Here is a 13,478-nt window from a genome sequence, read left to right on the forward strand (position 1 = left end):
CCTCCCGGGGGCATGCTGGACGCATGGCCGACTACGACGTGGCGATCATCGGCGGGGGAGCCGCTGGGCTCACCCTGACCCACCGGCTCGGTGGTATCAACGACCGACGGGGACGCCCGCTGCGTGTCGCGCTCGTGGAGCCGCCGCCGGGGCCGCACACCCCTCCGCCACGCACGTGGTGCTTCTGGGAACCCGACGGCGGGCCCTGGGACGCGCTGCTGGCAGCCCGGTGGGACCGGCTGTCCGTGGTCGGGGCGGACGGGGCCGTCCACGCGTCCTCCGCAGCTCCGTACGTGTACAAGATGCTCAGGTCGGCCGACGTGGACGCGCACGTGCGCGCCTCGGCGGGCGGGCACGTGGACCAGCTCCCGCTCCTGGTGACCGGTGTCCGTGACGGTGAGGACCACGCCGAGGTCGAGGGGACCGGGCCCGGCGGCGAGCGGTCGGCGCTCACCGCCTCGTGGGTGTTCGACTCGCGACCTCCGCGGCCCTTCCCGCGCGGGCGGACCCATCTCCTCCAACACTTCCGCGGCTGGTTCGTGCGCGCGGGCCACGACGCCTTCGACCCGGGCTCGGCGGTGCTGATGGACCTGCGCCCGGCCCAGCCCGTGAACGGGGTCGCGTTCGGCTACGTGCTCCCGCTGTCCGCGCGCGAGGCCCTGGTGGAGTACACCGAGTTCGGCCGGGAGGCGCTCACCACCGCCGAGTACGAGAGCGCCCTAGTCCGGTACTGCGACCTACTCGGGCTGTCCGGGTTGGAGGTCACGGCGGCCGAGCAGGGGGTCATCCCCATGACCGACGCGCCGGTCCGGACCCGGGCGGGGCGCCGCGTGTTTCGGGTGGGCACGGCGGGGGGCGCGACCCGGCCCTCGACCGGGTACACGTTCAGCGGGGTGGGCCGCCAGGCGGACGCGGTGGCCCGCGCCCTGGCGCGGGGCCGGGTCCCCGTTCCGCCGGTGCCGCACCGGCGCCGCCACCTGGTGATGGACGCGGTCATGCTGCGGGCTCTGGACACGGGCCGGGTGCGGGGCGCGGAGTTCTTCTCGGGGCTGTTCGCGGCCAACCGCCTCGGGGACGTGCTGGCCTTCCTGGACGGGGGATCGCCCCTGCACAGGGAGTTGGCCATGGGGCTGAGCACGCCCGTCGCGGCGATGTCGCTGACCTCGGCCGAGCACGCCTGGCACGCGTTGCGCACAGGCCTGGTCCGCCGCCCCTGAGCCGGGACCGCGAGCCGTCGCCGTCCTCGTCCCCGCCCCCTTCCTCGCCCTCGTCAGCGTTCCAGCCGGGGAGCGCGGGCCGGGGCTCAGCCCGTGGCGAGCACCCGCACGGCGTCGGCCAGGGAGTTCAGATGCGCGTCCGCGAGGACCGCGCCCCCGTTCACCGAACGCCATCCCGGCCCGGCCGTGTACACGGCGGTGGACTGCGGCGATTCGGCCACCGCGCGCACCGTGCCCCGCAGGGCGGCGGCGTCGGCCGGGTCGCCCGCGTGGCACCAGAGCACGACGGCGCGCGGTCCGATGCGGCGCACCGTGCGCACGGTCGCCTCGACCGGGGTGCACGGACCGAGCATCCGGTGGGGCACACCGCGCTCCCGGAGGGCCGCGGCCAGGGCCTCCACCGGCAGGCCGTGCATCTCGTGCGGACCGCAGGCGAGGACGGTGGGCCGGGCGCTCGTCCACGTGCCGGGATCCGTGCCCGTTCCCGAGCCGGACCCCGGGTCGGTCTCCGTGGCGGGGCCCGTGCCCGATCCGCCGGGGGCGCGGGCGCGGCAGGGAGGGGGGACGCGGCGCAGGGCCGAGGACACGCACCACGAGAGCAGGTGCTCGACCTCCACGTAGCGCAGGGTGTCCTCCCACTTGCGCCCCATCCCGTACAGCAGCGGCATGGCGAGTTCCTCCCAGGCCGCCACCACGCCGTGGTGCAGAAGGGCCTCCTCCAGGAGCGATTCGACCAGGTCGGCGTCCAGGCGCATGGCGGCGCGCGCGATCCCCTGGAGGGTGGGCACGGCGTGGCCGAGCGGGAGGGTGTCCCCGCCGGGGCGGGGGGCCGGACCCGTGGGACCCGCACGGCGGCCCCCGTCGCCTTGGCCCCGCGCGCTGCCGACTCTCGCGGGGCCGGCCGCCGCGTCGGCGGAGCCCGCGCTCCCCTGCCCCTCGCCTCTCGGAGCCGGGACGCTCGGGCCCCGGTCGAGTGCCAGCCGGGCGGCCGAGGCGGGCGGAAGGCCCTCCCCGACCAGTCGGCACAGCTCGCGCAGGCGCGCGACGTCGGAGGGCGAGTAGCGGCGGTGGCCGCCCGGACTGCGCTCGCGGGGGCCGATCCCGTACCTGTGGTCCCAACTGCGCAGCGTGGAGGGGGCGACCCCGAGCAGGCGGGCGGTCGCCCCTGGAGTGAGTGCGTCGGACATGGCGCCCCAAGCGTTGCGAAAGCGACGCGACTTGTGGTGTGCGCCACTCACACACGACTCTAGCTGGGAGGACACCGAAAGGGGCAGCACCATGGATCTGGACACCGGACGTCCGGCCGACCGCCGTCTCGGCGTGGTCTACAGAGTCGGGGCGGGACTCACGGGCCTGGTACTCATCGGTTTCGGGATCGCGGGCCTGCTGGTCCGCCTCCCGCTGTTCGACACCCGGGGGGAGGTGATCGCGGGTCTGTCCACCAACGGCGCGCTCAGTTTCCTCTCGATCGCGATCGGCTCGCTGCTGCTCGGCGCGGCCGTACTGGGCGGCTCGTTCGCCTCGACCGTCTGCACGGTGGTGGGCCTGGCGTTCGTGGCCAGCGGACTGGTCAACCTCTACCTCATGAGCGCGGGACCCAACATCCTGGCGTTCTCGATGCCCAACGTCATCTTCAGCTTCGTGGTCGGGATCATGGTGATGACCTTCGGCATGTACGGCCGCGTCGGCGGCAACCTCCCCGGCGACAACCCGTACCGCAGGATCCGCGCGGAGCGGCGCGAGCGCCGCCGCCACGGCCGTGACCAAGGCCGGGACCACGGCCGGGACGGCGGCGGGGCGCACCGCCCCGGCGCGATCGGGGCGAACGGATGACGGGGGACCGCCGCACCGTGGTGACCGGGGCGACCGGGTACATCGGCGGACGGCTCGTGCCCGAGCTGCTGGCGGCAGGGCACGCCGTCCGCTGCCTCGTGCGCACCCCGGAGAAGCTCCGCGACGTCGACTGGAGGAGCGATGTCGAGGTGGCACGGGCAGACGTCGTCTCCGGCGACGGGCTGGACGAGGCGCTGAGGGGCGTCGACACGGCCTACTACCTGGTCCACTCGATGTCGGGGGGACGCGACTTCGAGAGCGTCGACGCGCAGGGAGCCACGAACTTCGCCCGCGCGGCCGAGAGGGCGGGCGTGCGTCGGCTGGTCTACCTGGGCGGACTCGTTCCCGAGGAGGGCCGCCTGTCCGCGCACATGGCGTCGCGCACGCAGGTCGGCGACATCTTCCTGGAGTCGGCGGTGCCCGCCGTCGTGCTCCGCGCGGCGGTGATCATCGGATCGGGCTCGGCGTCCTTCGAGATGTTGCGCCACCTCACCGAGCGACTGCCGGTCATGACCACGCCCCGATGGGTGCGCAGCCGTGTCCAGCCGATCGCGGTCCGGGACGTGCTCAGGCTACTGGTGGGGGCCGCGGAGCTGCCCGAGGGGACCAACCGCGTCTTCGACATCGGGGGTCCGGAGGTCCTGACCTACGCGCAGATGATCCAGCGCTACGCCGGGGCCGCGGGCATCGCCAAGCGCGTGATCGTCCCGGTGCCGGTGCTCTCCCCGGGGCTCTCCAGCCTGTGGGTCGGCCTCATCACGCCGGTGCCGCCCGCGATCGCCCGACCGCTGGTGAACTCGCTGCGCCACGACGCGGTCGCTGGGGAGGACGACCTGTCGGACCAGCTGGACGACCACCAGCGGATCGCTTTCGACGGCGCGGTGCGGCTCGCACTGCGGCGGGTGAACGAGTCGAGGGTGGACACGCGGTGGTCGTCGGCCGCCTGGCCGAGCGCGCCGTCGGACCCGCTGCCCACGGACCCCGACTGGACCGGCGGCAGCCTGTACACGGACGTCCGCGCCCGGTACGTCGACGCCGCGCCCGAGGACCTGTGGCGGGTGGTCGAGGGGATCGGCGGCGATCACGGGTGGTACTCCTGGCCGCTGGCCTGGGCGGCGCGCGGGTGGATCGACCTCGCGGTCGGGGGGGTGGGACCGCGAAGGGGACGGCGCGACCCGTTCCGGCTGAGGGTGGGCGACTCCCTGGACTTCTGGAGGGTCGAGGAGGTCGTGCCGGGCAGGCTGCTCCGGCTCAGGGCGGAGATGCGGCTCCCCGGCCCGGCCTGGCTGGAGATGGGCGTGGCGCGGGTGGGGGACCGCACGGTCTACCACCAGCGGGCGCTCTTCCATCCCCGGGGTCTCCTCGGTCACCTGTATTGGAAGGCCGTCACCCCGTTCCACGGGATCGTGTTCGGGTCCATGGCGGCCAACATCGCCGCCCAAGCCGAGCGGACCGCTGGACGGAAGGGCGTCGGCTGAACCGCACACCCGTACCGTCCCGTCGTCGCCCGCGCTGGCCAGCCTCTGCCCGTCAGGGTCGAACACCACCGACCACACCCAGTCGTCGCGGCCAGCGCGGTCGTGGAGTACCCCCAGGACGCCGACGGCACCTGGCGCGACCACACCGGCGCACAGGCCAAAGACGCGGACGAGTTCAAGGGGCCGACCCCGGACCAGATCGCCCAGGAACTGGCCACCCGGGAGCGCATGCTGGACGAGCTGGCCTCCCGACCCGACCGGGTCCACGCGGCGGCAGCCGCTGCCAGGAATGAACCACCCCGAGAAGACCCTCCTGCGGCTCCTGACCGACCTGACGCTGGAGTACACCCAGATCACCGCCCCGACGGGGGCCCGGTGACGTTCTCCGGCGGGGAGAAGGCCCAGATGAGCGGGTCTCGATGTCGATCTGGCGCTACCCCCGCCACGAGTGCGGCTACCGCCGAGGGTGACCGCGGCGGTCCGGGGGTTCGCCCTACCGGGCCGCCGCGGCCCACCCGCCTCCCCTCGTGGAACCGGGGGCTTCACCCCGTCCCTCCTTCTCTCCTGTCCCTTCCCCGGGCCCACCGCACGGCCGTTCGGAGCGGACCCGCGTCGCAAGTAACTCGAAATCCAAGATACTCTTATTGCGAGTGAAAAATCGATGGCAACGGAAGGACGCCACCCGTGCGCAAGGACAACGGCCGACCACCCCGACGCACCCGCTGGTGGGCCGGCGCGGCACTGCTGATCACCCTCGTGTGGCTGTTCGGCGCAGGCCCCCTCGGCATGTTCCTGGGCAGGCTCGGCGAGGTGCAGACCAACGACCCCGGGGCGTTCCTGCCGGTGGGCGCCGAGTCCACCGAGGTCTCCGAGATCGCCGAGGGGTTCGACCGCGAGGAGGCCGTCCCGGCGGTGGTCGTCTACTCGGGGGGCGGTGACATCGCCGAGGACGACCTGGCCGCCATCGCCGGGGTCGGGGAGCGGGTGGCCGGCGAACCCTGGGCCGCCGGCCCGGTGATCGGACCCTTCCCCGGAACGGAGGACCCCTCCGTCGCCCAGTTCACCGTGGCGATCGACCCGGGGCACGACACCGGCGACGCGGTCGCCGAGCTCCGCGCGCTCCTCGCCGACGACCCGGTCCCCGGGCTCCAGGCACAGGTCACCGGCCCGGCCGGGTACGCGGCCGACCTCACCGCGGCCTTCGGCGGCATCGACTCGACCCTGCTCGTCGTGGCGGTCTCCGCCGTCCTGGTCATCCTCGTGGCCGTCTACCGGTCGCCCCTGCTGCCGGTCCTGGTCGTCCTCGCCTCCCTGCTGGCCCTCGGCCTGTCCGGGGCGCTCGTCTACCTGGCCGCGGACACCGGGCTGGTCAGCCTCAACGGGCAGAGCCAGGGCATCCTGTTCATCCTGGTCGTCGGTGCGTGCACCGACTACGCGCTCCTCCTCGTGGCCCGCTACCGGGAGGAGCTCACCACGCGCGAACGCGTCCCCGAGGCCGTCCTGGCCGCGGTGCGCGGAGTGACCGGGCCGGTCCTGGCCTCCGGGGGGACCGTCATCCTCGGCCTGCTCTGCCTGCTCGCGGCCGACCTGGCGTCCACCCGCAGCCTGGGCCCGGTCGTGGCCATCGGCGTCGCCGCGGCCCTGTTCTCCGCCATGACCTTCCTGCCCGCCGTGCTCGCCCTCTGCGGAAGGGCGGTCTTCTGGCCGTCCGCCCCGCGCCGGCCCGGTGACGGCGCGGCGGCCGGGGACGGGCCGGGGGAGGAGGGCCTCGACGCGGTCATCGCGAGGCACCGCTTCTGGGGCCGGATCGCCGGAACGGTCTCGCGCCGTCCCCGCGCCTACTGGATCGGTACCACCGTCCTGCTGGCGGCGGCGGCCGTGTTCGCCCCCCAGTTCGACGCCGGGGGAACCGGCCAGTCCGAGGTGTTCCGCACGCAGGTCGAGGCGGTAGAGGCCCAGGAGGAGCTCACCCGGGGCTTCGGTCCCACCAGTGGGGCGGCCCCCGCCCTCGTGGTCGCCGACGCCGACCGGCTCGACGAGGTCGTCGCCGCTGCGGAGGACCTCCCCGAGGTGGAGGAGGCGGTCGCGGTGACCGAGCCCGGACCGCCCGGGGCCGACGCCCCGCCGCTGGTGGAGGACGGGCGCGTCCTGGTCGAGGTGACCCTCTCCGTTCCCCCGGAGTCGTCCGAGGCGGTCTCCGCCGTCGGCGGCCTCCGCGACGCCCTGCGGGGGGTCGAGGGCGCCGACACCCTGGTCGGCGGTGTGACCGCCACCGACCTGGACACCCTGGAGACCGCCCAGCGCGACTTCGCCGTGGTCGTCCCCCTCGTCCTGGTCGTGGTCTTCCTCGTCCTGATCCCGCTGCTGCGCTCCCTGGTGGCTCCGCTGCTGCTGATGGCGGCCAACGTGCTCTCCTTCGCCGCCGCGCTCGGCGTGGGCACGCTGGTCTTCGAGCACCTGCTCGGCCTGCCCGGAGCGGACCCGGTGGTCCCGCTGTTCGCGTTCGTGTTCCTCGTCGCGCTGGGCATCGACTACAGCATCTTCCTGATGTCCCGGGCCAGGGAGGAGACCCTGGTCCACGGGCACCGGGAGGGCGTGCTGAGGGCGCTCACCGTCACGGGGGGCGTGATCACGTCGGCCGGGGTGGTCCTGGCCGTGACCTTCGCGGCGCTGGCGGTGATCCCGCTGCTGTTCCTGCTCCAGCTCGCGTTCCTGGTGGCGTTCGGCGTGCTCGTGGACGCCCTGATCGTCCGCACCCTGCTGGTGCCCGCGCTGTCCCTGGACGTGGGACCGCGTGTGTGGTGGCCGGGGCGGGCCGGCAGGCCGGCCGTGGCCGCCGGGACCGCCCCGGCGGACCGGCGGGGATAGGGTCCGCGGTCTCCGGGCCCCGGGGCTCCCCGGGGCCCGGAGACCGGTGGGGGCGGACGGCCGCCGGAGGTCCCCGCCGGCTCGTGGCCGGCCGGAACCGGTGCCGGTCGGGCGTGGGGGACCCCGGCCCGGACGGTCCTGTACCCCTGGCCGGTGTCGGAGCCCGGCCTCGCCTGCGGCGCAGGACCGCGGGGGAGGGGCCGCGCGCCCCTCGGTCCCCGACGGCTAGAGGGCGTCGCCGGGGATGGCGCGGTAGGCGTCGGCCAGTCTGCGGATCAGGGCCGACTGCGGCAGGTGGACCCCGTCGATGGAGGTGACCGGCCGCACGCCCGTGGCGGCGTTGGTGACGAAGGCCCCCGACACGCGGGTGCTCGCGGCCCCGGCGACGGGCCGGGTGGACACGGGGATCCGCAGGGAGTCGGCGGCGCGGTCCACCAGGCGGGCCGTCACCCCGGGCAGGCAGGGGGCCTGGGGCCACACCACGCCGCCGCCGTCCAGGAACGCGATGTTCCAGGTGGGGCCCTCCGACACGCGCCCGTCGACCCCGGTGAAGAGGGCGTCGTCGAACCCGTCCAGCTGGGCCGAGCGCCGCTGGCGGATCGCCCCGAACATCCCGGTGCCCTTGACCCGGGGGGTGTCCCGGGCGAACAGCCGGGTGCCCAGGCGGAGCGGCGCCGGGGGCCCGTCCGGGGCCGGGGCCGGCCGGGTGGTGACCAGGATCTGCGGAGGCCGCCGCGAGGCCGGGCGGGCGAGGTCCATGCCGGGGTCGAACACCGTCACCCGTACCACGGAGGGCGACGGGTGCGCGCGTGCCGACCTCCGGGCCAGTTCGCGGACCCGGAGGACGTCCAGCTCGGTGCCGAACAGGGTCCGGCAGTCCCGGGTCAGCCGCTCCATGTGCAGGTCGAGGCCGCGCACCCGCAGGTCGGTGACGAGCATGGTCGTGAAGTGGCCGTACCCGTACAGGGCGAGGCCCGCGATTTCCCCGATGCCGACGGGGCGTCCGTTCAGTTCCATCGGGTCCTCATTCTGGCACTTCGGGACCTCCGTCACGCGGCTTTCCCGAGACCTGTGGACAATTCATCCCAAGTCGGCGGCGGTCCGAGGCTGTCCGGGGGGACTCGGATCCCCCGCCCCCGGAGGCGCCGGGGGCGGGCGGCGCCGGGGCGTGGTTCAGTGGTTCAGGCGTCCCGCTCCCGGGCGGTGAAGGCCGTGACGAGCTGGTGCTCGGAGGTGTCGAGGTAGGCGGCCAGCTCGTCGGCGGCCCCCGTCACGTCCCCCGCGGCCAGCAGGGTGTGGATGCGCCGGTTCCAGTCCAGGTAGGGGGCGTGGAACTCGCGGGGGGCGTCCATGACGTGGAAGACGAGGCGGGTCTCGGCGAGCACCTGGCTCATGAACTCGTTGACCCGGGCGCTCCCGGCGAGCCCGGCCAGGGCCTGGTGGAAGCGCATGTTGGCGGTGCCCATCTCCTTCCACCGCTCCCGGTCGCGGGCGGCCTCGCCCTCGTCCACGGCGGAGCCGACCGCGCGCACGGCCTCCTCCCCGGGGCGTACCGCGCCCCGCAGTGCGGGGAGTTCGAGGACGCGGCGCGTCCTGAACAGGTCGCGGACGTCTTCGCTGGTGGGGTGGGCGACGAACACTCCCCGGTGCATCTGGTGCACGAGCAGGCGCTCGCGGACCAGCAGCCGGAAGGCCTCGCGGAGGGTGTTGCGGGAGACGCCCAGCTCCTCGCACAGCCTCTCCTCGGAGAGGCGCTGCCGCGGGGGGTAGGCGCCGTCGATGAGGGACTCGCGGAGCAGTTCGGCGACACGCTCGGCCTGGGTGGGCAGCGGTGGCAGGGGGCGCCTGCGGCCGGGGGTCCGGTCGGTGTGGGCGTCCGTGGCCGTCACATGTGCTCCTCGGGGGTGCGTTCGGTTACTCCATTGTGACCGACCCGCCGGTCCTCTGGGGAGGCGGGTCTTCCAAGGCATCCGTTCGTCGGATGAATGGACCTATTACTGGCGGGCTTGTGGAACACCCCTGGGGCGTAGAGGGCTGAGTGTGGTCCTCGGTAACAGCAGTGACCTGGGATTTTTGCTTACGCCACCTTTACTCGTCTCGTAGGATTGAAGTATTGTTCAACAATCCAACGACGGCGTGGTCGATCATCGCGCCACGGCACGCTTCTCGCACTCCCTGGAGAGTCCCATGGGCGACATGCCCCCCGCGCCCCCCAAGGTGCGCCCCCGGCTCGGGCGGATCACGGTGAGCAGCACCCTGCTCGGTGCGATGTTCCTCATGGCCACCAGCGCCATCGGCCCCGGTTTCATCACCCAGACCACGACCTTCACCGCGCAGCTCGGCGCGACCTTCGCGTTCGCGATCCTCCTGTCGATCCTCGTCGACATCGCCGTCCAGCTGAACATCTGGAGGGTCATCGGCGTCGCCGACATGCGCGCGCAGGACCTGGCCAACAAGGTGCTGCCCGGCGCGGGCTACCTCCTGGCCGCCCTGATCGTCTTCGGCGGCCTGATCTTCAACGTCGGCAACCTCGCGGGCACGGGCCTCGGCCTGGACGCCATGCTCGGGTTCGACCCGAGGATCGGCGCCGTCCTCTCCGCGCTCCTGGCCGTCGTCATCCTCGGCGTGAAGAAGCTGGGCGTCGCCCTCGACCGCATCCTGATCGTCCTCGGCGTCGGGATGATCGCCCTGACCCTGTACGTCGCGATCGTCTCCCGGCCCCCGGTCGGCGAGGCCCTGCGCCAGTCCGTCATGCCGGACCAGCTCGGCACGGACGTCTTCCTCGCCGCCGTCACCATCATCGGCGGCACCGTCGGCGGCTACATCACCTACGCGGGCGTCCACCGCCTCGTCGAGGCGGGCCAGGGCGGCCAGGAGAACGCCGGCGCCATCACCAAGACCTCCGTCACCGGCATCATCGTCACCGGCGTCATGCGGGTCCTGCTCTTCCTCGCCATCCTCGGCGTCGTCAGCGGCGGCGCCGCCATCATGGAGGCCCCCAACCCCTCGGCCGAGGCCTTCTACCAGGCCGCGGGCGAGGTCGGCATGCGCCTGTTCGGCATGATCATGTGGGCCGCCGCGGTCAGCTCCGTCATCGGCGCCTCCTACACCTCGATCTCCTTCGTGACGACCTTCCACCCCTGGCTGGAGAAGCGCCGCGGTGTCCTGGTCACGGTGTTCATCGGCATCTCGCTGGCGATCTTCCTGCTGTCGGGCCAGGCCCCGAACACGCTGCTGATCCTCGCCGGCGCGCTCAACGGCGTCATCCTCCCGGTCGGCCTCGGCATCATGCTGTGGGTCGCGGCCCGCCGCTCCCACGACCTCCTGGGCGGTTACCGCTACCCGCGCTGGCTGATCGCGATCGGCGCGGCCGCCTGGCTGCTCACCGTGTACATGGCCGTCAACTCCCTGGGCGGCATCGCCGCCCTCTGGCAGTAGAGACCCGGGGGGCGCGGCGCGGCGAGGGCCCGCCGCGCCCCCCGTTCCACCCCCCTGCGCCGTCAGGTCCGGGACTCGCGGACCGGACGGGGTAGGAGCCCCGTGAGGGGCCCGCACAGTACGGCAGTGCCGAGGGGCGGCGGGCGCCGCGGGCGCGGAGGCGCGCGGTCCGGACGCCCCGGCAGGCACGAAGAAGAACGAGGAGCACCGACGTTGCGCATCGACCTCAACTCCGACCTCGGCGAGAGCTTCGGCCGCTGGGAGCTCGGTGACGACCGGGCCCTGCTGTCCGTCGTGACCAGCGCCAACGTCGCCTGCGGCTTCCACGCCGGGGACCCGAGCGTGCTGCGCCGCACCACGGCCGACGCCAAGGAGCGGAACGTGGCCGTCGGCGCGCACGTCGGCTACCGGGACCTCGCCGGGTTCGGCCGCCGCTTCGTCGACGTCCCGCCCGCCGACCTCACCAACGACGTCGTCTACCAGCTGGGCGCCCTGGCGGCGTTCACCCGGCTGGCCGACGACCGCATCCGCTACGTCAAACCGCACGGCGCCCTCTACAACACGATCGTGCACCACGAGCAGCAGGCCGCCGCCGTCGTCGAGGCCGTCCGCGCCTTCGACCCCGGCCTGCCCGTGCTCGGCCTGCCCGGGTCCCGCTTCCTCGCCCTGGCGGAGGAGGCCGGGCTGCGCACCTACCGGGAGGCTTTCGCCGACCGCGCGTACACCCCCGAGGGCGTCCTGGTGTCCCGTCGCGAACCCGGAGCCGTGCTCCACGACCCCGCCGCGATCGCCGAGCGCTGCCTGCGGATCGCCCGCGGCCTGCCGGTCGAGGCGATTGACGGGACGGAGATCGTGATCGCCGCCGACTCCCTGTGCGTGCACGGCGACAGCCCCGGCGCGGTGGAGATCGCCCGCGCCGTCGCGGACCGGCTCCGCTCCGCCGGGGTCGCCGTCGCGCCGTTCACCCGGGAGGCCCCGGCCGCCCCGGAGGACGCGTGACCGTTCCCGTCCGGGGAGGTGCGCACGCGGGGGCGTGCGCACCTCTTCGCGCGAAGACGGCCTGCTGCCGCCGGCAGGTCCGCCACCACCAGGTTGAGGAGTCTTGTTGCGTGTCCTGAAGTGTGCCGACAGCGGGGTGCTCGTGGAGGTCGGGGACCTGGCCGAGGTGATGGCCCTGCGCTCCGCGCTCGAGGCGCACCCCGTCCCCGGCGTCACCGACGTCGTCCCGGCCGCCCGCACCGTGCTGCTGCGGATCGAACCCGGCACACCTCCGGAGGGGATCGCCTCGGCGGTCCGCGCGCTGTCCCCGGCGCCGGGGGCGGAGCGGGCGGCCGGTGACGCGGTCACCATCCCCGTCGTCTACGACGGCGAGGACCTCGACGACGTCGCCGAGCTGACCGGGCTCACCCGGGACGGCGTGGTCAGGGCGCACACCGCGGCCACATGGACCGTCGCCTTCTGCGGTTTCGCGCCGGGGTTCGGCTACATGGTCTGCGACGACCCGCGCCTCCACGTCCCCCGCAGGAGCGAGGCCCGCACCCGGGTCCCGGCCGGCTCGGTCGCGCTCGCCGGCGAGTTCACCGGGGTGTACCCGCGGAGCTCCCCGGGGGGCTGGCAGCTGCTCGGCAGGACCGGGGCCAGGGTCTGGGACCTGGACCGCGAACCGCCCGGCCTGCTCCGGCCCGGGGTCCGCGTACGCTTCACGGACGCGGGATCCCCGGACGCCGGCGCGGACGCGCGGACGGGGGCGACGGCGTCATGAGCGCTCTGGAGATCATCGCCACCGGGCCCCTGACCACGGTGCAGGACACGGGCCGGTTCGGCCACGCCGACCTGGGCGTGGGCCGCTCCGGCGCCGCCGACGCGGCCTCCTACGCCCTCGCCAACAGGCTGCTCGCCAACCCGGAGGGCGCCGCGGCGCTGGAGGCGACCCTGGGCGGGCTGCGCGTGCGGGCCCGGGGAGCGGTGACGGTCGCCGTCACGGGCGCCGAGGCGCCGCTGTCGGTGGACGGGCGCGGCGCCGCCGCGAACACGGTCCTGCACCTGCCCGACGGCGCGGAGCTCACCATGGGCATGCCCTCCCGGGGCCTGCGCACCTACCTGGCCGTGCGCGGCGGCGTGGACGTCCCGCCGGTCCTCGGCTCGCGCAGCACCGACGTGCTCGCCGGGCTCGGACCGGAGGCGCCCGTGCCGGGCGCGGTGCTGCCGGTGGGACCGGCCCCCTCCGGCTTCCCCCGCGTCGACCATGCGGCCGTCGCACCCGTCGGCGGGCCCGAGGCGACCCTCCGGGTCGACCTGGGCCCCCGCGAGGACTGGTTCACCGACGACGCGATCGCCACGCTCCTCTCCGGCGAGTACGAGGTGACCTCCCGCAGCGACCGGGTGGGGGCCCGGCTGTCCGGCCCCGTCCTCGAACGCGCGCCCTCGCGCTCCGGCGAGCTCCCGAGCGAGGGCATGGTCGTGGGCTCCCTCCAGGTACCGCCCGGCGGGGAGCCGGTGCTGTTCCTCGCCGACCACCCCGTCACGGGCGGCTACCCGGTGGTGGCCGTCGTGCGCACGGCGGACCTGCCCAAGGCCGCGCAGGCCCGCCCCGGAAGCCGGATCCGGTTCGCCATGTGAGGCGGGTCCGGGACCGCGGTACTCC

Annotated in this window: 11 protein-coding genes and 1 pseudogene; 8 read left to right on the forward strand and 4 right to left on the reverse strand. The window is 74.4% G+C overall.

Annotation, left to right across the window (positions count from 1 at the left end; translation table 11 throughout):
* The first annotated feature begins 23 nt into the window (after window positions 1-23).
* On the forward strand, window positions 24-1,217 hold the full coding sequence (locus tag OUQ99_RS06170; protein ID WP_267948465.1) for a lycopene cyclase family protein: 1,194 nt from the start codon (window positions 24-26) through the stop codon (window positions 1,215-1,217).
* A gap of 86 nt (window positions 1,218-1,303) precedes the next feature.
* Here the strand turns inward: OUQ99_RS06170 and OUQ99_RS06175 are convergent, their stop codons facing one another.
* Window positions 1,304-2,404 (reverse strand): MerR family transcriptional regulator, encoded by a 1,101-nt coding sequence (locus tag OUQ99_RS06175; RefSeq protein ID WP_267948466.1) that lies wholly within the window; start codon window positions 2,402-2,404, stop codon window positions 1,304-1,306.
* A gap of 91 nt (window positions 2,405-2,495) precedes the next feature.
* Between OUQ99_RS06175 and OUQ99_RS06180 the strand changes: the two genes are divergently transcribed.
* Both OUQ99_RS06180 and OUQ99_RS06185 read left to right on the forward strand, forming a co-directional pair.
* Entirely contained in the window at window positions 2,496-3,050 is a 555-nt protein-coding gene (locus tag OUQ99_RS06180; protein ID WP_267948467.1) for a DUF4383 domain-containing protein, read from the forward strand.
* The gene (locus OUQ99_RS06185; RefSeq protein ID WP_267948468.1) at window positions 3,047-4,528 is read left to right on the forward strand and encodes an SDR family oxidoreductase; all 1,482 of its coding nucleotides are present in this window, start codon (window positions 3,047-3,049) and stop codon (window positions 4,526-4,528) included. Before OUQ99_RS06180 ends, OUQ99_RS06185 begins: the two co-directional genes overlap by 4 nt.
* An 18-nt stretch (window positions 4,529-4,546) precedes the next feature.
* Here the strand turns inward: OUQ99_RS06185 and OUQ99_RS31635 are convergent.
* Window positions 4,547-4,795, reverse strand: a pseudogene (locus OUQ99_RS31635) (hypothetical protein); the annotation flags it as partial.
* A 417-nt stretch (window positions 4,796-5,212) separates the two neighbouring features.
* Between OUQ99_RS31635 and OUQ99_RS06190 the strand changes: the two are divergent.
* A complete protein-coding gene (locus tag OUQ99_RS06190) occupies window positions 5,213-7,396 on the forward strand; it encodes an MMPL family transporter (RefSeq protein ID WP_267948469.1) in 2,184 nt (727 codons plus the stop codon).
* Between the two features lie 225 nt (window positions 7,397-7,621).
* On the opposite strand, the gene OUQ99_RS06195 is transcribed toward OUQ99_RS06190, so the two are convergent.
* On the reverse strand, window positions 7,622-8,413 hold the full coding sequence (locus OUQ99_RS06195) for an aminotransferase class IV family protein (RefSeq protein WP_267948470.1): 792 nt from the start codon (window positions 8,411-8,413) through the stop codon (window positions 7,622-7,624).
* Between the two features lie 164 nt (window positions 8,414-8,577).
* Entirely contained in the window at window positions 8,578-9,285 is a 708-nt protein-coding gene (locus OUQ99_RS06200; RefSeq protein ID WP_267948471.1) for a GntR family transcriptional regulator, read from the reverse strand.
* Between the two features lie 298 nt (window positions 9,286-9,583).
* Between OUQ99_RS06200 and OUQ99_RS06205 the strand changes: the two genes are divergently transcribed.
* The 4 genes from OUQ99_RS06205 to OUQ99_RS06220 all read left to right on the forward strand — a co-directional run bounded on the left by OUQ99_RS06205 (window position 9,584) and on the right by OUQ99_RS06220 (window position 13,453).
* A complete protein-coding gene (locus OUQ99_RS06205) occupies window positions 9,584-10,834 on the forward strand; it encodes an NRAMP family divalent metal transporter (RefSeq protein WP_267948472.1) in 1,251 nt (416 codons plus the stop codon).
* Between the two features lie 213 nt (window positions 10,835-11,047).
* On the forward strand, window positions 11,048-11,833 hold the full coding sequence (locus tag OUQ99_RS06210; RefSeq protein ID WP_267948473.1) for a LamB/YcsF family protein: 786 nt from the start codon (window positions 11,048-11,050) through the stop codon (window positions 11,831-11,833).
* A 106-nt stretch (window positions 11,834-11,939) separates the two neighbouring features.
* A complete protein-coding gene (locus tag OUQ99_RS06215) occupies window positions 11,940-12,596 on the forward strand; it encodes a 5-oxoprolinase subunit B family protein (RefSeq protein WP_267948474.1) in 657 nt (218 codons plus the stop codon).
* Window positions 12,593-13,453 (forward strand): biotin-dependent carboxyltransferase family protein, encoded by an 861-nt coding sequence (locus OUQ99_RS06220; RefSeq protein WP_267948475.1) that lies wholly within the window; start codon window positions 12,593-12,595, stop codon window positions 13,451-13,453. Before OUQ99_RS06215 ends, OUQ99_RS06220 begins: the two co-directional genes overlap by 4 nt.
* Window positions 13,454-13,478 lie beyond the last annotated feature (25 nt).

Source organism: Streptomonospora nanhaiensis (assembly GCF_026642255.1).
GTDB lineage: Bacteria > Actinomycetota > Actinomycetes > Streptosporangiales > Streptosporangiaceae > Nocardiopsis > Nocardiopsis tropica.

What these genes read in the sequence shown, in the direction of transcription:
- OUQ99_RS06195 (WP_267948470.1), bottom strand. Translation starts at nt 8,413, where the DNA reads ATGGAACTGAACGGACGCCCCGTCGGCATCGGGGAAATCGCGGGCCTC.
- OUQ99_RS06185 (WP_267948468.1), top strand. Translation starts at nt 3,047, where the DNA reads ATGACGGGGGACCGCCGCACCGTGGTGACCGGGGCGACCGGGTACATC.
- OUQ99_RS06220 (WP_267948475.1), top strand. Translation starts at nt 12,593, where the DNA reads ATGAGCGCTCTGGAGATCATCGCCACCGGGCCCCTGACCACGGTGCAG.
- OUQ99_RS06170 (WP_267948465.1), top strand. Translation starts at nt 24, where the DNA reads ATGGCCGACTACGACGTGGCGATCATCGGCGGGGGAGCCGCTGGGCTC.
- OUQ99_RS06180 (WP_267948467.1), top strand. Translation starts at nt 2,496, where the DNA reads ATGGATCTGGACACCGGACGTCCGGCCGACCGCCGTCTCGGCGTGGTC.
- OUQ99_RS06175 (WP_267948466.1), bottom strand. Translation starts at nt 2,404, where the DNA reads ATGTCCGACGCACTCACTCCAGGGGCGACCGCCCGCCTGCTCGGGGTC.
- OUQ99_RS06205 (WP_267948472.1), top strand. Translation starts at nt 9,584, where the DNA reads ATGGGCGACATGCCCCCCGCGCCCCCCAAGGTGCGCCCCCGGCTCGGG.